The organism is Enterobacter sp. WCHEn045836, from assembly GCF_003965585.1.
In the GTDB taxonomy this organism is placed as follows: Bacteria; Pseudomonadota; Gammaproteobacteria; order Enterobacterales; family Enterobacteriaceae; genus Enterobacter; species Enterobacter dissolvens.
This window is the reverse complement of sequence record NZ_RXPT01000018.1, coordinates 52,078-70,523: the sequence shown is the minus strand read 5'-3', so window position 1 is coordinate 70,523 and position 18,446 is coordinate 52,078. Positions and strand designations below refer to the sequence as shown.

Genomic DNA, 18,446 nt, shown 5'->3' with positions numbered 1-18,446 from the left:
CTTTAGGACACCCTTATCTGGTCAAAGCCCCGCCGCTTAAGTAACATGGCGGACTGACGAACGAATAAATACAGCGAAACGATAGTGGCACAACGAGATTATGTACGTCGCGGCCAGCCGGCACCTTCGCGACGCAAAAAGAGTAGCGCAAAGAAAAAGCAACGTAACCTGCCTGCTGTCTCGCCAGCAATGGTCGCTATTGCTGCGGCGGTACTGGTGGCCTTTATTGGCGGCCTGTACTTCATCACGCACCATAAAAAAGAAGAGTCTGAGGCCCTTCAGGGCAACAAAGTGGTCGGAAATGGTCTGCCACCGAAGCCTGAAGAGCGCTGGCGCTATATTAAAGAGCTGGAAAGCCGTCAGCCTGGCGTGCGGGCGCCGACCGAGCCATCCGCCGGTGGCGAGGTGAAAAATGCCGATCAGCTCACGGACGAGCAGCGTCAGTTGCTGGCACAGATGCAGGCCGATATGCGCCAGCAGCCTACGCAGTTGAATGAAGTGCCGTGGAATGAACAAACGCCGGCGCAGCGTCAGCAAACGCTGCAACTGCAGCGCCAGCGTCAGGCACAGATTCAGCAGCAACAACAGCAGCAGTGGACGCAAAGCCAGCCGGTCCAGCAGCCTAAAGCGCAGCCGCGCGTGACGGAACAGCCGTACCAGCAACCGCAGACGCGAACGGTGCAGTCTCAGCCTGTTCAGCAACAGCCGAAGACCCAGACGCAGAAGCAAACGGCTCAACCGTATCAGGATCTGCTGCAGACGCCTGCGCATACCACCGCGCAGCAGCCGAAAACACAGCAGGCCGCGCCGGTCACCAAAGAGACTGAGGCACCGAAGCAGACGGCTGAGAAGAAAGACGAACGTCGCTGGATGGTGCAGTGCGGTTCATTCAAAGGCGCCGAGCAGGCCGAAACGGTGCGTGCTCAGCTGGCATTTGAAGGATTTGACTCGCGCATTACTACCAACAACGGCTGGAATCGCGTGGTGATTGGCCCGGTCAAAGGCAAAGAAAATGCCGATGGCACCATTTCTCGTTTGAAAGTAGCCGGTCACACAAACTGCATCCGACTTGCTTCCGGGGGTTGAAACCCCCAAATTCCCCCCCATCTATCTTTCTATTCAGCCCTGAGCACAGGCTCAGGGCTTCTGTTTCCCGATTCTGTAACCAGGGGGTCTGCTCGTGACAACAATAGTAAGTGTACGCCGTAACGGCCACGTGGTAATCGCCGGTGATGGCCAGGCCACGCTGGGTAATACCGTAATGAAAGGCAACGTGAAAAAAGTCCGTCGTTTATACAACGACAAAGTGATCGCCGGTTTTGCAGGCGGCACGGCTGATGCTTTCACGCTGTTTGAACTGTTTGAACGTAAACTGGAAATGCACCAGGGTCATCTGGTGAAAGCCGCCGTTGAGCTGGCGAAAGACTGGCGAACCGACCGCATGCTGCGCAAACTCGAAGCGCTGCTGGCCGTGGCCGATGAAACCGCATCGCTGATCATCACCGGTAACGGTGATGTCATTCAGCCGGAAAACGACCTGATTGCCATCGGCTCTGGCGGCCCTTATGCCCAGGCTGCGGCTCGCGCACTGTTGGAGAATACCGACATGAATGCGCGTGATATCGCTGTGAAGGCGTTGGATATTGCAGGTGATATCTGCATCTATACCAACCACAACCACACCATCGAAGAATTGACCTCTAAAGCGTAAGGATCTCCCATGTCTGAAATGACCCCACGCGAAATTGTCAGCGAACTGAACAAACATATTATCGGCCAGGACAATGCCAAGCGCTCCGTGGCTATCGCCCTGCGTAACCGCTGGCGCCGCATGCAGCTCGATGAAGAGCTGCGCCATGAAGTGACGCCAAAAAACATTCTGATGATCGGCCCAACCGGTGTCGGTAAAACCGAAATCGCCCGTCGTCTGGCGAAACTGGCTAACGCGCCGTTCATCAAAGTTGAAGCCACTAAGTTCACCGAAGTGGGCTATGTAGGTAAAGAAGTGGATTCTATCATCCGCGATCTGACCGACTCGGCAATCAAGATGGTTCGCGTCCAGGCGATCGAGAAAAACCGCTATCGCGCGGAAGAGATGGCTGAAGAGCGCATCCTCGACGTGCTGATCCCGCCTGCGAAAAACAACTGGGGCCAGGCTGAACAGCAGGCTGAACCGTCTGCGGCGCGCCAGGCATTCCGCAAAAAACTGCGCGAAGGCCAGCTGGATGATAAAGAGATTGAGATCGATCTCGCCGCCGCACCAATGGGTGTGGAAATCATGGCTCCTCCTGGCATGGAAGAGATGACCAGCCAGCTGCAGTCCATGTTCCAGAACCTGGGCGGTCAGAAACAGAAAGCGCGTAAGCTGAAAATCAAAGATGCGATGAAGCTGCTGATTGAAGAAGAAGCGGCAAAGCTGGTGAACCCGGAAGAGCTGAAGCAGGATGCTATCGACGCGGTTGAGCAGCACGGTATCGTGTTTATCGACGAAATCGATAAGATCTGTAAGCGCGGTAACGCGTCTGGCCCGGATGTCTCCCGTGAAGGTGTGCAGCGCGACCTGCTGCCGCTGGTTGAAGGCTGCACCGTCTCCACCAAGCACGGGATGGTCAAAACCGACCACATCCTGTTTATCGCGTCCGGTGCGTTCCAGATTGCCAGCCCGTCTGACCTGATCCCGGAACTGCAGGGCCGTCTGCCTATCCGCGTTGAGCTGCAGGCGCTGACCACTGAAGATTTCGAACGTATCCTGACCGAGCCAAACGCGTCTGTGACCGTACAGTACAAAGCGCTGATGGCGACCGAAGGCGTGAACATTGAGTTCACCGAAGACGGTATCAAACGCATCGCCCAGGCGGCCTGGCAGGTCAACGAAACCACCGAGAACATCGGTGCGCGTCGTCTGCACACGGTGCTGGAACGCCTGATGGAAGATATCTCTTATGATGCGAGTGACCTGAACGGTCAAAGCATTACCATTGACGCAGAATATGTGGGTAAACACCTGGATGCGTTAGTGGCAGATGAAGATCTGAGCCGTTTTATCCTATAATCGCGGTTACTGCATTCTCATCACATTTAATGGGGGCTAATGCCCCCATTTTTATTGGCTAAATAACTATGACTGATATCAGCCGTACTCAGGCGTGGCTCGAAAGTCTGCGCCCTAAAACCCTTCCTCTGGCCTTTGCCGCGATTATCGTCGGTACCGTCCTTGCCTGGTGGCAGGGGTATTTCGATCCGCTGGTTGCCGTGCTGGCGCTGGTCACCGCCGGTCTGTTGCAGATCCTCTCTAATCTTGCCAACGACTACGGCGATGCGGTTAAAGGTAGCGATAAACCTGACCGTATCGGCCCCCTGCGCGGAATGCAGAAAGGGGTGATTACCCAGGCTCAGATGAAGCGCGCGCTGATTATCACTGTGGCACTGATTTGTTTGTCCGGCCTGGCGCTGGTGACGGTCGCCTCGAAAACCACCAGTGATTTCATTGGTTTTCTGGTGCTGGGCCTGCTCGCCATTATCGCCGCCATTACCTACACCGTCGGCACGCGCCCTTACGGTTATATCGGCCTGGGTGATATCTCCGTACTGGTGTTTTTCGGCTGGTTGAGCGTGATGGGCAGCTGGTACCTGCAGGCGCATACGCTCATCCCTGCTCTTTTCCTGCCCGCGACCGCCTGCGGCCTGCTGGCAACGGCGGTACTTAACATCAACAACCTGCGCGATATCGACAGCGACCGTGAAAACGGCAAAAACACGCTGGCCGTGCGTCTGGGGCCGGTTAACGCGCGTCGCTATCATGCCTGCCTGCTGATGGGCGCCCTGCTCTGCCTCGGGCTGTTCAACCTGATCTCGCTGCATAGTCTCTGGGGCTGGCTGTTTGTGCTCGCCGCGCCGCTACTGATTAAACAGGCCCGCTTTGTGATGCGTGAACTCAGCCCGGCAGCCATGCCACCGATGCTTGAGCGTACGGTAAAAGGCGCATTGCTCACTAACCTGTTGTTCGTGATAGGGATTGTCCTGAGCCGGACGCTGAGTTAACTGACAAATATCAATTAACAATTGATGATTTTGCCAACAACGCATTTCGCACGATATACTGAACACATTCGCAGCAACAGAGCGTTAAACCTATGAAATACGATACCTCCGAGCTTTGTGACATCTACCAGGAAGATGTCAACGTCGTTGAACCGCTGTTCTCCAACTTTGGTGGGCGGTCGTCGTTTGGCGGACAAATCATCACGGTGAAATGTTTCGAGGATAACGGGTTGCTGTACGATCTGCTCGAACAGAACGGTCGTGGTCGCGTGCTGTTGGTCGATGGTGGCGGTTCAGTACGTCGTGCGCTGATAGATGCTGAACTGGCCCGTCTTGCCGTGCAAAACGAATGGGAAGGCATCGTGGTCTACGGTTCAGTCCGCCAGGTGGACGATCTCGAAGACCTCGATATCGGCATTCAGGCGATTGCCGCCATTCCGGTAGGCGCCGCGGGTGAAGGCATTGGCGAAAGCGATATCCGCGTCAATTTCGGCGGCGTGACCTTCTTCTCCGGCGACCATCTCTATGCCGATAACACCGGCATTATCCTCTCCGAAGATCCGCTGGATATTGAGTAGTAAACACTAAGCGAGCGCCATAAAAAAACCGCCAACAGCAATGTGGCGGTTTTTTTGTCCCTCGGGATTCGCGGTCCGTTGGGAAGGCTTGCAGGCTAACACCAAGGATCTTCATCATACTCTCGTCCAAACCCTGGGCAACCCCTCAGAACCTTAATAAAATCCTAATTGTGTATGAATACCTTAACACCACGGTTGCTGCTTATTATGATGCAGCGTCCCTTTCCGCCATCTCGCAAATGGGCATCGGTCCAGGGAAAGGTGTATTCACAACCGTAAAACAGGCTAATACCAAGGCTTGTGTCCACCGACTTATCACCGGTGGTGAACGGTGGAGCGGTTAGCAGCAGGGACCGCATAATGAAACGCTATTTATGTATTGCGTTCATTGTCGCCAGCGTACTCGTTGTGAAGAGTGATGAACCGAAAGTGTTTGTTGCTTTTACTACGACAGCGCAGGACAAGTAGCGTTAAGGCCGCCTCGGGCGGCCTTTTTTATGGTTATTGCCAAATTGCGATAATCATAAAAAAGCCGGGTGGCGGCTTCGCCTTACCCGGCCTGCTCAGTTCAATCCCAGGGGGAATTAAACCTCTTCCATACGTCCCAGCAGCGCCTGCAGACGTTCCTGCCAGCCGTTCTGCTGTTCACGCAGCTGGTTGTTTTCGCGCTCCAGTTCTTCACGGCCGTGCTGAGCGGTCTGCACTTCCTGCGCCAGGCTGTTATTCTTCTCTTTCAGCTCTTCAATTTCCATCTGCAGCAGCGTGATGGTGTCAATCGCCTGCTGTACTTTCGATTCCAGTTTCTCAAACACTTCTAAAGACATGATCCTACCTCTCCTGAATTGCAAGGCGACGCTTTAACGTAAACGCGCACAACATCTATGCCGATTGTATGAAGCCCCGTCGCCCCTGTCCAGCGACACACCGCGCAGATCGCGGTTTGCAACACTTTTCGGCCTCGTCCTGGTGCGTTCGCGTCAATTACCCCTAAGTTGTTAACTCATTAGTTAATGAAATGATTCAGCTCACACTCCCGCGCTGATGCAAAAATGCGCTTTATGGCGCGCAAACGCTCATTTTATTGACACAGACCACACATTTTGATTTCGATATTTCTCGTTTTTGCTCGTTAACGATAAATTAACACTATGTCTACAGGACATCATGGCTGTCACGGGCGGTCATGCTAACAATAAACATCAATCTCTTCAGGATTCCGATTATGAGTCAGACATCAACCTTAAAAGGCCAGTGCATTGCCGAGTTCCTTGGTACCGGGTTGTTGATATTCTTCGGAGTGGGCTGTGTTGCTGCACTGAAAGTGGCGGGTGCCAGTTTTGGTCAGTGGGAAATCAGTATCATCTGGGGTCTGGGTGTGGCAATGGCCATCTACCTGACTGCAGGGGTTTCTGGCGCACATCTTAACCCGGCGGTGACCATCGCATTGTGGCTGTTCGCGTGCTTCGACGGACGCAAAGTTGTTCCTTTCATTATTTCTCAATTTGCCGGCGCGTTTTGCGCAGCGGCGTTAGTTTACGGGCTTTATTACAATCTTTTCATCGACTTCGAACAGACGCATCATATGGTGCGCGGCAGTGTCGAAAGTCTGGATCTGGCAGGTATCTTCTCAACGTATCCAAACCCGCATATCAATTTTGTGCAGGCGTTCGCAGTTGAAATGGTGATTACCGCTATTCTGATGGGCGTTATCCTGGCGCTGACCGACGACGGAAACGGCATTCCGCGCGGCCCGCTGGCACCACTGCTGATTGGCCTGCTGATTGCGGTGATCGGCGCATCCATGGGCCCGCTGACTGGATTCGCGATGAACCCGGCGCGTGATATCGGACCGAAAGCGTTCGCCTTTATCGCTGGCTGGGGCAACGTGGCCTTCACCGGCGGCAAAGATATCCCTTACTTCCTGGTACCGCTGTTTGCACCGGTTGTCGGGGCTGCGCTGGGTGCGTTTAGCTATCGCAAATTAATTGGTCGCCACTTACCGTGCGACACCTGTGTGGACGAGGAGAAAGAATCGACTTCTGCCGCACAACAAAAAGCTTCGCTGTAATCTGACTACGGGACTTACACCATGACCGAAAAAAAATATATTGTTGCGCTCGACCAGGGCACCACCAGCTCCCGCGCTGTCGTAATGGATCATGACGCGAACATTGTCAGCGTATCACAGCGCGAATTTGAGCAAATCTATCCTCGTCCAGGCTGGGTAGAACACGACCCTATGGAGATCTGGGCATCGCAAAGCTCCACGCTGGTCGAAGTGCTGGCGAAAGCCGATATCAGTTCCGACGAGATTGCTGCGATTGGTATTACCAACCAGCGTGAAACGACCATCGTCTGGGAACGTGAAACCGGCAAGCCTATCTATAACGCCATCGTCTGGCAGTGCCGTCGTACGTCAGAGATCTGTGAACAGCTTAAGCGCGACGGTATGGAAGAGTACGTCCGCAGCGCCACGGGCCTCGTCGTTGACCCGTATTTCTCCGGCACCAAAGTGAAGTGGATCCTTGACCACGTGGAAGGTTCACGTGAGCGTGCAAAACGCGGCGAGCTGCTGTTCGGTACCGTCGACACCTGGCTTATCTGGAAGATGACCCAGGGGCGCGTTCACGTCACTGACTATACCAATGCCTCACGTACCATGCTGTTCAACATCAACACCCTGGAGTGGGATGACAAGATGCTGGACGCGCTGGATATCCCACGCGCCATGCTGCCAGAAGTGCGTAAATCTTCTGAAGTGTACGGTCAGACCAACATCGGTGGTAAAGGCGGCACGCGTATTCCTATCGCCGGTATCGCTGGTGACCAGCAGGCGGCCCTGTTTGGCCAGCTGTGCGTGAAAGAAGGGATGGCGAAAAACACCTACGGTACCGGCTGCTTTATGCTGATGAACACTGGCGAGAAAGCGGTGAAATCAGAAAACGGTCTGCTGACCACCATCGCCTGTGGCCCACGCGGTGAAGTGAACTATGCGCTGGAAGGTGCGGTATTCATGGCGGGGGCATCCATCCAGTGGCTGCGTGACGAGATGAAGCTTATCAGCGATGCATTCGACTCCGAATACTTCGCTACCAAAGTGAAGGATACCAACGGTGTGTACGTCGTACCTGCGTTTACCGGTCTGGGTGCACCGTACTGGGATCCATATGCACGTGGCGCGATTTTTGGCCTGACGCGTGGTGTGAATTCTAACCACATTATTCGCGCCACCCTGGAATCTATCGCCTACCAGACGCGTGATGTGCTGGAAGCGATGCAGGCTGACTCCGGTATTCGTTTGCACGCTCTGCGCGTGGACGGCGGTGCGGTCGCGAACAACTTCCTGATGCAGTTCCAGTCTGACATTCTGGGCACCCGCGTGGAACGCCCGGAAGTACGTGAAGTGACCGCGCTGGGTGCAGCGTATCTCGCCGGTCTGGCCGTCGGCTTCTGGCAGAACCTGGACGAGCTGCAGGAAAAAGCGGTTATCGAACGCGAATTCCGCCCGGGCATCGAAACCACCGAGCGTAACTACCGCTACAGCGGCTGGAAGAAAGCGGTTAAACGTGCCCTGGCGTGGGAAGAGCACGAAGAGTAATCATACATTCCCTCTCCCCCGGGGAGAGGGTCAGGGTGAGGGGCTCCGGCTGCACCGGTCCCCTCGCCTCGCCCCACTCTGTGATAAACTTCGTGCAATTCCTTTTGATTGCTCGAGTACCTCATGAAACGTGAACTTGCTATCGAGTTTTCCCGCGTTACCGAAGCCGCTGCCCTGGCAGGCTATAAATGGCTTGGCCGTGGCGACAAAAATACCGCCGACGGTGCGGCTGTCCATGCCATGCGCATTGTCCTCAATCAGGTCAATATTGACGGCACCATTGTGATCGGCGAAGGCGAGATCGACGAAGCGCCAATGCTCTACATCGGTGAAAAAGTGGGTACCGGCAAAGGCGATGCCGTGGATATCGCCGTCGACCCGATCGAAGGTACGCGCATGACGGCGATGGGACAGGCCAACGCGCTGGCCGTACTGGCCGTGGGCGACAAAGGCTGCTTCCTCAACGCACCGGATATGTACATGGAAAAGCTGATTGTCGGTCCTGGCGCGAAAGGCGCTATCGACCTCGGCCTGCCGTTGGAAGAGAACCTGCGTAATATCGCCAGCGCGTTAAAAAAACCGCTGAGCGAACTCACCGTCACCATTCTGGCAAAACCTCGCCACGACGCCACCATCGCACAGATGCAAAAGCTGGGCGTGCGTGTGTTTGCCATCCCGGATGGCGACGTGGCGGCCTCCATTCTGACCTGCATGCCAGACAGTGAAGTGGATGTCCTGTACGGTATTGGCGGCGCGCCGGAAGGCGTGGTCTCTGCTGCGGTGATCCGCGCGCTGGATGGCGACATGCAGGCCCGCCTGCTACCCCGCCATGAGGTCAAAGGCGACAGCGAAGAGAATCGTCGCATGGGCGAAGAAGAGCTGGCGCGCTGTGAGGCAATGGGTATTGAAGCCAATAAAGTCCTCGCACTTCACGAAATGGCCCGCAGCGACAACGTTGTTTTCTCCGCGACCGGCATCACCAAAGGCGATCTGCTTGATGGCATCACCCGCAAAGGCAACATGGCGACCACGGAAACGCTGCTGATCCGCGGCAAATCGCGCACCATTCGTCGCATTCAGTCAATTCACTATCTCGACCGTAAAGACCCGGACGTACAGACGCACATTCTGTAAAACCGTTTGATCGATAGAGCTTTCCGGCCCGAATGGGCTGGATATCTTCACCACAAATACGGAAGATAGACATAAGAAACAGCACAGGAGAAGATCATGGCGGACTGGGTAACAGGTAAAGTCACTAAGATACAATTCTGGACCGATGCGCTATTTAGTCTCACCGTGCATGCTCCCATCCATCCGTTTACGGCCGGTCAGTTTGCCAAGCTGGGGCTGGATATCGACGGCGAGCGCGTGCAGCGCGCCTACTCTTACGTCAACGCGCCCGACAACCCGGATCTCGAGTTCTATCTGGTCACCGTCCCGGACGGCAAACTCAGCCCACGCCTGGCGGCGCTTAAACCGGGTGATGATATACAGATTGTGAGTGACGCGGCAGGTTTCTTCGTCCTGGACGAAATCCCGGACTGCGAAACCCTGTGGATGCTGGCAACCGGCACGGCCATCGGCCCCTATCTCTCCATTTTGCAGTACGGCAAAGACCTGGAGCGGTTTAAAAACATCGTGCTGGTCCATGCGGCGCGTTACGCCGCAGACTTAAGCTATCTGCCGCAGATGCAGGAGCTGGAACAGCAGTACGCCGGAAAGCTGAAAATCCAGACCGTGGTGAGCCGCGAAACGGCGGCGGGTTCGCTTACTGGTCGGGTACCGGCGTTAATTGAGAGTGGTGCTCTGGAAGAGGCTGTTGGCTTACCGATGCGTGCCGAGACCAGCCACGTGATGCTGTGCGGTAACCCGCAGATGGTACGGGACACGCAGCAGCTTCTGAAAGATACCCGGCAGATGACGAAACACCTTCGCCGCCGGCCGGGTCATATGACCGCCGAGCACTACTGGTGATCAGCGGTATTTCACCTCAAGGGTGTCTTTTCCGTATTTGTTTTCGCTCTGGGTGCCAATAAACGCGCCCAGATCGATAACCATCATTACAAAGATAATCGTCGGTAGCAGTTTGCCCACTACCCAGGGGAGGATGGACGGAAGCATCGACCAGTTCCCTGCCACCAGCATCCACGCCAGAATAATCAGAAAAGCCCATGCCCCCGAACGACCGCGATCGTGCAGGCGTTTCACCACCACAGCCGCCGTTGGCCACAGTAAACAAACCAGCGCAAACGCCGCGGTTTGCGTGCTCAGCCATGCGTTATAGGCCACAAAAAACAGAAGCAGCATGGCGACAATCCACGCGGCCATCCAGATCCAGAAGTCACGGCGTCCAATACGCCCTTTGAATGAAAACAACCACTGCTGTATGGTCATGTAAGATTCCTTATTATCATATAGTGCGCATTTTACCCTGGAGTTGTGACCTTTTGACAAGCCGACCATATATCGATTTAATCATGAGCACTTACGGCCAGGGGCAATGTTGATGAAAAATTCGGCACACTCTCTTTTCCTGTGTTTAGCGATGTTAAGCACCGGTTTTCCCCTGCATGCCGCCGAAACCACTGCCCCGACTACTGCGCCCTATCTTCTGGCGGGTGCCCCGTCGTTCGATCAGTCCATCAGTCAGTTTCGCGAAACCTTTAACCAGACCAACCCAACGCTGCCACTGGATGAGTTTCGTGCCATTGATAGCGCCCGTGATACCCCAACCCTGACGCGTGCCGCCAGCAAGATTAACGAGAACTTGTACGCATCAACGGCGCTGGAGCGCGGCACGCTAAAAATCAAGAGCATGCAGATCACCTGGCTCCCTGTTCAGGGGCCGGAGCAGAAAGCCGCTAAAGCGAAGGCACTGGAGTACATGAGTGCGGTTTTGCAGGCATTCACCCCTGCACTGACAAAAAAACAGAGCCAGCAAAAGCTCCAAAAACTGCTGGCCGCGGGTAAAAACAAGCGCTACTACGCCGATACCGAAGGGGCAGTGCGCTATGTGGTGGTAGATAACGGCGAAAAAGGCCTGACCTTCGCTGTTGAACCGATTAAGCTGGCACTATCAGACACACTCGGAGGGGCGAATTAATGACAAAAAGCAAAGCCTTTCGAGGGAAAATCTCTATACTGATTCACAGACCATGCTGCCCGTCAGGGTGGCCATATTCCTTAATTCGCTTATTGAGCGTGGAGAATTGAAATGCGACATCCTTTAGTGATGGGTAACTGGAAACTGAACGGCAGCCGCCACATGGTAAACGAACTGGTTGCTAACCTGCGTACAGAGCTGGCTGGCGTGACAGGCTGCGCGGTTGCTATCGCTCCGCCGGATATGTACCTGGATCTGGCTAAACGTGCCGCTGATGGCAGCCACATCATTCTGGGCGCACAGAACGTTGACGTTAACCTGTCTGGCGCATTCACCGGTGAAACCTCTGCTGAAATGCTGAAAGACATCGGCGCGAAATACATCATCATCGGCCACTCTGAGCGTCGTACCTACCACAAAGAATCCGACGAATTCATCGCGAAGAAATTTGCGGTGCTGAAAGAGCAGGGTCTGATCCCGGTTCTGTGCATCGGTGAAACCGAAGCAGAAAACGAAGCGGGAAAAACTGAAGAAGTGTGCGCACGTCAGATTGACGCGGTGCTGAAAACGCAGGGCGCGGCAGCATTCGAAGGCGCGGTTATCGCTTACGAGCCAGTATGGGCGATCGGTACCGGCAAATCTGCCACCCCAGCGCAGGCTCAGGCGGTTCACAAATTCATCCGTGATCACATTGCGAAAGCCGACGCGAAAGTGGCAGAGCAGGTTATCATCCAGTACGGCGGTTCCGTAAACGCCTCCAACGCAGCTGAACTGTTCACCCAGCCAGACATCGATGGCGCGCTGGTTGGCGGTGCATCCCTGAAAGCTGACGCTTTCGCGGTGATCGTTAAAGCGGCAGAAGCGGCTAAACAGGCGTAATGCTGTTGTGGCGGGTAGCGTTTGCGCTTACCCGCCCTGCCATATCGCTACAACCGGCCCAGCACACTAAACCATAAATAATCCAGCGGCAGCAGCACCAGATACGTGGCAATCGCCAGCGCCAGACAAAGCACCATCCCCGCCTTTGCAGGCACCTTTCCTAATCCCATCGCCACCACAATCGGCGACGCCTGATACGGCAGCAGCGGCGTGGAATAGCCCAGCACCTGAATCATGATGACAGACAATAGCGGGAAGCCCGTCGCCTCCGAGAAACTCTGCGCCAGTGTGGTGTACAGCGCCGGAACCCCGTTAGCCGTCATAATAAAGTTCAGTGCCGTGGTGATCCCGGTCAGCGCCAGGAAACTGGTGAACGGTTTGTCGGCATCCAGCGGCATAATCTGCAGCAACGTCTCCCCCACCGCCGTGCCGATGCCGGTTTGCGTCACCACAATCGCCAGTCCAAGGATGCCCGCCACGTAAATACAGGTGCGCATATTCACCCCCGTCGAGAACTCTTCTCCGGTGATAAAACCAACGCGTGGCAGCATCACAATGACCGATGCCGCCAGCCCCGTCCATGCAGGCCCCACACCGTGCCAGCTCTCCGTCACCCACATTCCCAGCACCAACGCCAGCAGCCAGGCGAGACGTTTTTCATCTCGCCCCATCGGTTCAGCGGGCGCCAGATCCCTGGGCGGCTGCGGGCTGCCGGGGAATAACCAGCAGATTAAGCCAATCAGAATCCCCCCTTTGAGAATACCGAGCACCGGCGTGTGCAGCAGCAGATAAGGAACGTAGTTCAGATGAATGCCGTATGATCCTTCTGCCGCGCCGCTCATCACCAGGTTAGGGACGTTGGCAGGCAGGATGGTGGCCGAAAGCTGGAACGTGCCGAACCCGACAGCCAACGCCAGTCCAAACCAGGCGCGTGACCCGTCGGCAATACCGGCGCGTTTTGCCATGGCAGCAACGATGGGCATCAGCAGCGCGATACGCCCCATGTTCGATGGCATCACAAATGCCAGGGCATAGCTCAGCAGAACCACGCTGGCTACCATCAGCACCCAGGAGTCGGTAAGCCTGGCGGAGAGCGCCCGCGCGGCCCTGTCAGCCAGACCGGTTTTGCGGATCGCCACGCCAAGTACAAAGCCGCTGAACACCAGCCAGAAAGCAGACGAGGCAAAACCGCCAAAAATAACCTCCGGCGGGGCTATTCTGGCGGTCATCGCTGCCGTGAAGAACAGCAGCGCGGTGATGAATTCCGGTAGTAGCGACGTCGCCCATAACACAATGGTGACGCCGACTATCGCTGAGGGCACAAACAGAGGGTGGGTTAACCAGAGCGACATGCCTGTCTCCTGTCGTTTTTTTCAGCAAGTCTACGGCGACAGGCAGGACGAGTAAACGCTATTTATGGTGGGGTTACTTGAGGATATCGCATTGATGATCCTGCAATTCCTCAGCCGACGCGCGGTTAAGCGTAAGCAGATTCCGTTCAGTCGCCAGCAACACAAACGAGCCATCCGACTGCTGAGCCATCGCCAGCGCGAAGCGCCCCATATGATCACGCGCTTCCGGTAACTCTTCTGCCAGCATCATAAACGGGCTCCGCTGTACCAGCTCGTTCTCCGTCACCCGGCGGGCGAGATATTCATGCCCTTCCAGTCCGCCAGGAAGTGGCAGCCATTGGGTGCTGATTTGCCCCTGCACGGCATTGAGCTTCTCGCGCACGTCCGGGCGCAGGCAGGAGATGTGAATATGGAAATGGTTCTGCGTGCGGCCCGTGGGTGAGTTGATGGTCAATGATATTGCGCTGTCCGGCACCTCGGATCCATGCTTCATGCTCATAAAGCTCCTGGCCTGCCATGCCAGCCAGAAGAAATTGGGTGTTTGAGGCTGTGTCAGAAGCGGGCTTTCGGTGCCGTTGATGCGGTAGGTCGGCATCAGCAGGTACTGCAGTGGCCCGTTGCGATCCTTGAACACCACATAGCCCGCGTCAGGTTTCACCTGCGCACACGGCGCCGGATGACGATGTTGGATCTGATTGGGTACACACTGGTCGAGCACGATGTGACGCAACGCATTTGGATTACCTGCTTTCATCCAGTACACGCCACCCGCGGCAAGGGCGATAACGATCAGAATCAGTAAGATAATTTTTTTCACAACGCGTTCCCTGTTTTCAATAGAGGCCAAAGAGTAACGCAAAATGATGACCAAATAAAAAACCCGGTGGATTTCTCACACCGGGTCACCGTGTCGTTCGTTACAAAACGTTAGCGTTTGCTGATCTGATCGAAGGTTCCGCCGTTAGAGAAGTGCTCTTTCTGCGCTTTCGTCCAGCCACCGAACACGTCATCAATAGTGAAGAGTTTCAGTTTAGGGAATACGCTTTCGTATTTCTTCGCCACTGCCGGATCGCGTGGACGATAGAAGTTCTTCGCCGCAATTTCCTGGCCTTCTGGCGAGTAGAGATACTTCAGGTAAGCTTCCGCCACCGCTTTGGTCTCTTTTTTCTCAACCACTTTATCCACCACAGAAACGGTCGGCTCCGCGAGGATAGATTCGCTCGGGGTCACGATCTCGAATTTGTCTTTACCCAGTTCGTTGGTCGCCAGCAGGGCTTCGTTTTCCCAGGCAATCAGCACATCGCCAATGCCGCGTTCTACGAAGGTATTGGTTGCGCCACGCGCGCCGGAGTCCAGCACCTCAACGTTTTTATACAGCGCTTTGACAAACTCCTGAGCTTTGGCTTGATCGCCATTGTTGTGATGCAGGGCGTAGCCCCAGGCTGCCAGGTAGTTCCAGCGTGCGCCACCTGAGCTTTTCGGGTTCGGCGTGATGACCGACACGCCGGGTTTCACCAGATCGTTCCAGTCATGAATCTGTTTCGGGTTGCCTTTACGCACCAGGAAAACGATGGTCGAAGTGTATGGCGCGGAGTTATCCGGCAGGCGTTTAATCCAGTTTTTATCAATACGGCCACGTTCGGCAATCGCGTCCACATCGTAGGCCAGCGCCAGCGTCACCACATCCGCTTCAATGCCGTTGATGACGGACGTCGCCTGCTTACCAGAGCCGCCGTGAGACTGGCGAATCACCACATTGTCGCCTGTTTCCTGCTTCCAGTGTGCCGCAAAGGCTTTGTTGTACTGCTCGTACAGCTCACGTGTCGGGTCGTAAGACACGTTCAGTAACTGGATATCCTTAGCCAGAACGCTGGTCGATGCCAGCAATAATGTTAAACCCACGCCCCATTTATTCATCGCCCAGCTCTCATGTGTAGTGTTTTGATGAATGCAGCGTGCCAGAAACGGAATTGATGATTAAAGAATAAAAAAAGATTGGCTATAACTTTGAGGAATAAATAGTGGATGAGTGGCCTGATGCCCTCACTCCAGCCCTCTCCCACGGGAGAGGGAGCAAACATAAAAAAACGGTAACCCAGGGGTTACCGTTTTGCATTTACCCTGGATGCCGATCAGTACAGTTTTTTCGCGCAGTCCAGCCAGTCACCTTTGAACGGACGCTTCATGTTTTCGATGGCGTCGATGATGTCATGGTGAACCAGTTTTTCGTTCTGAATACCGACGCAACGACCGCCGTGGCCCTGCAGCAGCAGTTCAATGGCGTACGCGCCCATACGGGAGGCCAGGATACGGTCGTATGGCCCCGGGGAACCACCACGCTGGATGTGACCCAGAACGGTCGCGCGGGTTTCGCGTTTGGTTTCTGCTTCAATGTACTTCGCCAGCTCATCAACGTCACAGATATGCTCGGTGATCGCGACGATGGCGTGTTTTTTACCTTTGGCGATACCGGCTTTGATTTCAGCGACCAGATCTTCACGGCTGAATTCCACTTCCGGTACCACAACAAACTCACAGCCACCCGCAATAGCCGCAGCCAGGGTCAGATCACCACAGTAACGGCCCATCACTTCAACGATGGAGATACGCTGGTGAGAAGAAGAGGTGTCACGCAGGCGGTCAATCGCTTCCACAACGGTTCCCAGGGCGGTGAAGTAACCGATGGTGTAGTCAGTGCCTTTGATGTCGTTGTCGATGGTGCCAGGCAGACCGATGCACGGGAAGCCCATTTCAGTCAGACGTTTTGCACCCATGTACGAACCATCACCACCGATAACAACCAGTGCGTCGAGGCCGCGTTTTTTCATGTTCTCGATAGCCACTTCACGTACGTGTTCGTCGCGGAATTCCGGGAAGCGCGCAGAACCGAGGAAGGTACCACCACGGTTGATCATGTCGGACACGCTGTAACGGTCGAGCTGAACCATACGGTCTTCATACAGACCCAGATAACCATCATAGATACCAAAAACTTCCAGACCTTCCGTCAGCGCTGCACGAACAACCCCACGAATTGCCGCGTTCATGCCCGGCGCATCACCGCCGCTTGTCAACACACCGATTTTCTTAATCATGACTACCTCTGAACTTAGGAATGCAAAATTGAAATCTGTTGCCGGAAGAAACTTGTCGACCAACGAATACTGCAAATAGTATATCAACCACTTCCAGCTGAATTGATTCAGGTCAGACCAAATGGCGGTAATTTATACACAAAATGCTGGCCTGGCTCACTTTTTTACAACGAATTACGAAAGCCCAACATAACCGGGTACAACCGAGCAGGGATCCTGGTGAATAATGACGTCCGATCCAGGAAAACGCTGCAAAATCGCCTGCTCCACCTGCTCAGCAATAACGTGAGCCTGAACCAATGGCAGGTTGTCTTCCATTTCTATGTGAATCTGAATAAAGCGGGTCGGCCCTGACTGCCGCGTACGAAGATCGTGAGCACCACTGACGCCCGGCCAGGAGGTCACGATAGTATAAATTTCATCGCGTTCTGCGTCGGGAAGCGCACGGTCGAGAAGCGATTGCACCGCGTCATACCCCATCCGCAAGGCGCTATATAAAATATAGATGCCAATCCCTAACGCAAACAACGCATCGGCCCGATGCCAGCCATACCAGGCCAGACCGAGCGCAATAAGAATAGCGCCATTCATCATAACATCAGACTGATAATGAAGCATATCTGCCCGTACGGCCTGGCTTTGGGTTTTGCGAACCACCCAGCGCTGAAATGTTACAAGAACGAGGGTGCATATAAGTGCAACCACTGTCACAATCACGCCCACACCGGGATCGTTCATCGGCGATGGCGAAACAAGATGCTGAATGCCGGTTAAAAACAGGAACAGCGCAGAGCCGGAAATAAACATGCTTTGCGCCAGCGCCGCCAGCGACTCGGCTTTGCCGTGTCCGAAGGTGTGCTCTTCATCCGCCGGTTGCAGTGAGTAACGCACCACCAGCAGGTTGGTCAGCGAGGCGGCAATATCCATCAGCGAGTCCACCAGCGCCGCCAGAATACTGACCGAGCCCGTGTACCACCACGCGAATATTTTGATGACCAGCAAGCTCGATGCCACGACCGTTGCGGCAATGGCGGCCCGGCTGACCAGTCGTCCATAGGATTGATTCATAAATACTCCTGTCATGCCATGCCGCTAGTATAACGGAAGGTTACGGAGTCAAAGGATGAATAAACGGTTAACACATCAGAATGAAGGGCAAAAAAAACCCCCACATCATGTGGGGGAAGACAGGGATGGTGTCTATGGCAAGGAAAACAGGGTTTACTGGTTACTACGGGTACTGCTATTGCTACTGAAAAACGTCGCTTCTGAGCTTCGCTGCATCCGTGCAACCTCACGCAACTGGTCCATTCGTTGCTGATGTTTCTGGTTCAAAACCGCTTGCTGCTCGGGCGATAACAGGTGGAACATCTGGTTGCGGACCTTCGCCATTTCTACCTGGCGGGCAACCTGCTCCTGTGCCATTTTTTCGGCCTGAGCGCGTACAGCGCTTTCGTCAAAATTTTCTGCGGTGACAAGGCGATGCATTATCTCCATTTCGCTAACATTAACAGGGGGCTGATCGTGTCGTGCCCTCTGCATCAGATCTCGCATCTGTTGACGCTGATGTTCGGTTAAACTTATGCCGTCAAACATATGGCTTTGGCTGCTGTGCTGCGTTATGCCCTCTTGTGAGGACTCGTTATCGCCGATGATAGCTACAGCGGCCTGGCTAAAAGCACTGAACGCCAGCGTTGAGGCCATGACGGCAGCGGTAACTTTGCGCATCACTTGCTCCCAAAATCTTTCGTGTCGCGATTCAACGAGAGACAGTCTACGATTCAGGCTGCAAACATG

At 54.7% G+C, this 18,446-nt stretch carries 19 protein-coding genes; 11 read left to right on the top strand and 8 right to left on the bottom strand.

The features are described 5' to 3' along the window. The first annotated feature begins 84 nt into the window (after positions 1-84). The 5 genes from ftsN to rraA all read left to right on the top strand — a co-directional run bounded on the left by ftsN (position 85) and on the right by rraA (position 4,619). Positions 85-1,086: a cell division protein FtsN gene (gene ftsN / locus EKN38_RS20740; protein ID WP_014833754.1), complete on the top strand. Its 1,002-nt coding sequence runs from the start codon at positions 85-87 to the stop codon at positions 1,084-1,086. Positions 1,087-1,180: 94 nt separating this feature from the next. Further along, a complete protein-coding gene (gene hslV, locus EKN38_RS20735) occupies positions 1,181-1,711 on the top strand; it encodes an ATP-dependent protease subunit HslV (protein WP_008501802.1) in 531 nt (176 codons plus the stop codon). 9 nt (positions 1,712-1,720) lie between these two features. Then, entirely contained in the window at positions 1,721-3,052 is a 1,332-nt protein-coding gene (hslU, locus tag EKN38_RS20730) for an HslU--HslV peptidase ATPase subunit (protein WP_014833755.1), read from the top strand. A gap of 68 nt (positions 3,053-3,120) precedes the next feature. After that, positions 3,121-4,041: a 1,4-dihydroxy-2-naphthoate polyprenyltransferase gene (menA, locus tag EKN38_RS20725; protein WP_014833756.1), complete on the top strand. Its 921-nt coding sequence runs from the start codon at positions 3,121-3,123 to the stop codon at positions 4,039-4,041. A gap of 92 nt (positions 4,042-4,133) precedes the next feature. Further along, positions 4,134-4,619 (top strand): ribonuclease E activity regulator RraA, encoded by a 486-nt coding sequence (rraA, locus tag EKN38_RS20720; RefSeq protein ID WP_014833757.1) that lies wholly within the window; start codon positions 4,134-4,136, stop codon positions 4,617-4,619. A gap of 584 nt (positions 4,620-5,203) precedes the next feature. Here rraA and zapB read toward each other — a convergent pair. Further along, positions 5,204-5,443, bottom strand: a complete 240-nt coding sequence (gene zapB, locus EKN38_RS20715) for a septal ring assembly protein ZapB (RefSeq protein ID WP_013099316.1) — start codon at positions 5,441-5,443, stop codon at positions 5,204-5,206. A 398-nt stretch (positions 5,444-5,841) separates the two neighbouring features. Here zapB and EKN38_RS20710 point away from each other — a divergent pair, with 398 nt between their 5' ends. From EKN38_RS20710 to fpr, 4 genes are all read left to right on the top strand, one after another. Continuing rightward, complete coding sequence (locus EKN38_RS20710) at positions 5,842-6,687, top strand: MIP/aquaporin family protein (protein ID WP_014833759.1); 846 nt, start codon at positions 5,842-5,844, stop codon at positions 6,685-6,687. A 21-nt stretch (positions 6,688-6,708) separates the two neighbouring features. Continuing rightward, complete coding sequence (gene glpK / locus EKN38_RS20705; protein WP_013099318.1) at positions 6,709-8,217, top strand: glycerol kinase GlpK; 1,509 nt, start codon at positions 6,709-6,711, stop codon at positions 8,215-8,217. Positions 8,218-8,340: 123 nt separating this feature from the next. Continuing rightward, positions 8,341-9,351, top strand: coding sequence for a class II fructose-bisphosphatase (gene glpX, locus EKN38_RS20700; RefSeq protein WP_014833760.1), 1,011 nt, complete (start codon positions 8,341-8,343; stop codon positions 9,349-9,351). 96 nt (positions 9,352-9,447) lie between these two features. Next, positions 9,448-10,194: a ferredoxin--NADP(+) reductase gene (gene fpr, locus EKN38_RS20695; protein ID WP_014833761.1), complete on the top strand. Its 747-nt coding sequence runs from the start codon at positions 9,448-9,450 to the stop codon at positions 10,192-10,194. On the opposite strand, the gene EKN38_RS20690 is transcribed toward fpr, so the two are convergent. Beyond that, entirely contained in the window at positions 10,195-10,614 is a 420-nt protein-coding gene (locus EKN38_RS20690) for a DUF805 domain-containing protein (RefSeq protein ID WP_014833762.1), read from the bottom strand. It lies immediately after the preceding gene. A 112-nt stretch (positions 10,615-10,726) separates the two neighbouring features. Here EKN38_RS20690 and EKN38_RS20685 point away from each other — a divergent pair, with 112 nt between their 5' ends. Together EKN38_RS20685 and tpiA are read left to right on the top strand one after the other, a co-directional pair. Continuing rightward, a complete protein-coding gene (locus EKN38_RS20685) occupies positions 10,727-11,323 on the top strand; it encodes a DUF1454 family protein (protein ID WP_014833763.1) in 597 nt (198 codons plus the stop codon). A gap of 111 nt (positions 11,324-11,434) precedes the next feature. Further along, entirely contained in the window at positions 11,435-12,202 is a 768-nt protein-coding gene (tpiA, locus tag EKN38_RS20680; protein WP_014833764.1) for a triose-phosphate isomerase, read from the top strand. 47 nt (positions 12,203-12,249) lie between these two features. Here the strand turns inward: tpiA and EKN38_RS20675 are convergent, their stop codons facing one another. From EKN38_RS20675 to cpxP, 6 genes are all read right to left on the bottom strand, one after another. Further along, the gene (locus EKN38_RS20675) at positions 12,250-13,554 is read right to left on the bottom strand and encodes an SLC13 family permease (RefSeq protein ID WP_014833765.1); all 1,305 of its coding nucleotides are present in this window, start codon (positions 13,552-13,554) and stop codon (positions 12,250-12,252) included. Positions 13,555-13,627: 73 nt separating this feature from the next. Beyond that, positions 13,628-14,371 carry a CDP-diacylglycerol diphosphatase gene (locus tag EKN38_RS20670; protein WP_014833766.1) on the bottom strand — a complete coding sequence of 248 codons (744 nt, stop codon included), beginning with the start codon at positions 14,369-14,371 and terminating at the stop codon, positions 13,628-13,630. Positions 14,372-14,481: 110 nt separating this feature from the next. After that, on the bottom strand, positions 14,482-15,471 hold the full coding sequence (locus EKN38_RS20665) for a sulfate ABC transporter substrate-binding protein (protein WP_014833767.1): 990 nt from the start codon (positions 15,469-15,471) through the stop codon (positions 14,482-14,484). Between the two features lie 215 nt (positions 15,472-15,686). Continuing rightward, a complete protein-coding gene (gene pfkA, locus EKN38_RS20660) occupies positions 15,687-16,649 on the bottom strand; it encodes a 6-phosphofructokinase (RefSeq protein WP_013099327.1) in 963 nt (320 codons plus the stop codon). A 174-nt stretch (positions 16,650-16,823) separates the two neighbouring features. Beyond that, positions 16,824-17,717 carry a CDF family cation-efflux transporter FieF gene (gene fieF / locus EKN38_RS20655; protein WP_014833768.1) on the bottom strand — a complete coding sequence of 298 codons (894 nt, stop codon included), beginning with the start codon at positions 17,715-17,717 and terminating at the stop codon, positions 16,824-16,826. A 153-nt stretch (positions 17,718-17,870) separates the two neighbouring features. Further along, the gene (gene cpxP / locus EKN38_RS20650; protein ID WP_014833769.1) at positions 17,871-18,377 is read right to left on the bottom strand and encodes a cell-envelope stress modulator CpxP; all 507 of its coding nucleotides are present in this window, start codon (positions 18,375-18,377) and stop codon (positions 17,871-17,873) included. Positions 18,378-18,446: the final 69 nt, after the last annotated feature.

Excerpts from the sequence above, each read along its gene's own strand:
- pfkA (WP_013099327.1), bottom strand. The coding sequence starts at position 16,649 with ATGATTAAGAAAATCGGTGTGTTGACAAGCGGCGGTGATGCGCCGGGC.
- cpxP (WP_014833769.1), bottom strand. The coding sequence starts at position 18,377 with ATGCGCAAAGTTACCGCTGCCGTCATGGCCTCAACGCTGGCGTTCAGT.
- glpK (WP_013099318.1), top strand. The coding sequence starts at position 6,709 with ATGACCGAAAAAAAATATATTGTTGCGCTCGACCAGGGCACCACCAGC.
- tpiA (WP_014833764.1), top strand. The coding sequence starts at position 11,435 with ATGCGACATCCTTTAGTGATGGGTAACTGGAAACTGAACGGCAGCCGC.
- zapB (WP_013099316.1), bottom strand. The coding sequence starts at position 5,443 with ATGTCTTTAGAAGTGTTTGAGAAACTGGAATCGAAAGTACAGCAGGCG.
- EKN38_RS20690 (WP_014833762.1), bottom strand. The coding sequence starts at position 10,614 with ATGACCATACAGCAGTGGTTGTTTTCATTCAAAGGGCGTATTGGACGC.
- EKN38_RS20675 (WP_014833765.1), bottom strand. The coding sequence starts at position 13,554 with ATGTCGCTCTGGTTAACCCACCCTCTGTTTGTGCCCTCAGCGATAGTC.
- EKN38_RS20685 (WP_014833763.1), top strand. The coding sequence starts at position 10,727 with ATGAAAAATTCGGCACACTCTCTTTTCCTGTGTTTAGCGATGTTAAGC.
- EKN38_RS20665 (WP_014833767.1), bottom strand. The coding sequence starts at position 15,471 with ATGAATAAATGGGGCGTGGGTTTAACATTATTGCTGGCATCGACCAGC.
- hslU (WP_014833755.1), top strand. The coding sequence starts at position 1,721 with ATGTCTGAAATGACCCCACGCGAAATTGTCAGCGAACTGAACAAACAT.
- glpX (WP_014833760.1), top strand. The coding sequence starts at position 8,341 with ATGAAACGTGAACTTGCTATCGAGTTTTCCCGCGTTACCGAAGCCGCT.
- menA (WP_014833756.1), top strand. The coding sequence starts at position 3,121 with ATGACTGATATCAGCCGTACTCAGGCGTGGCTCGAAAGTCTGCGCCCT.
- fpr (WP_014833761.1), top strand. The coding sequence starts at position 9,448 with ATGGCGGACTGGGTAACAGGTAAAGTCACTAAGATACAATTCTGGACC.
- EKN38_RS20710 (WP_014833759.1), top strand. The coding sequence starts at position 5,842 with ATGAGTCAGACATCAACCTTAAAAGGCCAGTGCATTGCCGAGTTCCTT.
- fieF (WP_014833768.1), bottom strand. The coding sequence starts at position 17,717 with ATGAATCAATCCTATGGACGACTGGTCAGCCGGGCCGCCATTGCCGCA.
- rraA (WP_014833757.1), top strand. The coding sequence starts at position 4,134 with ATGAAATACGATACCTCCGAGCTTTGTGACATCTACCAGGAAGATGTC.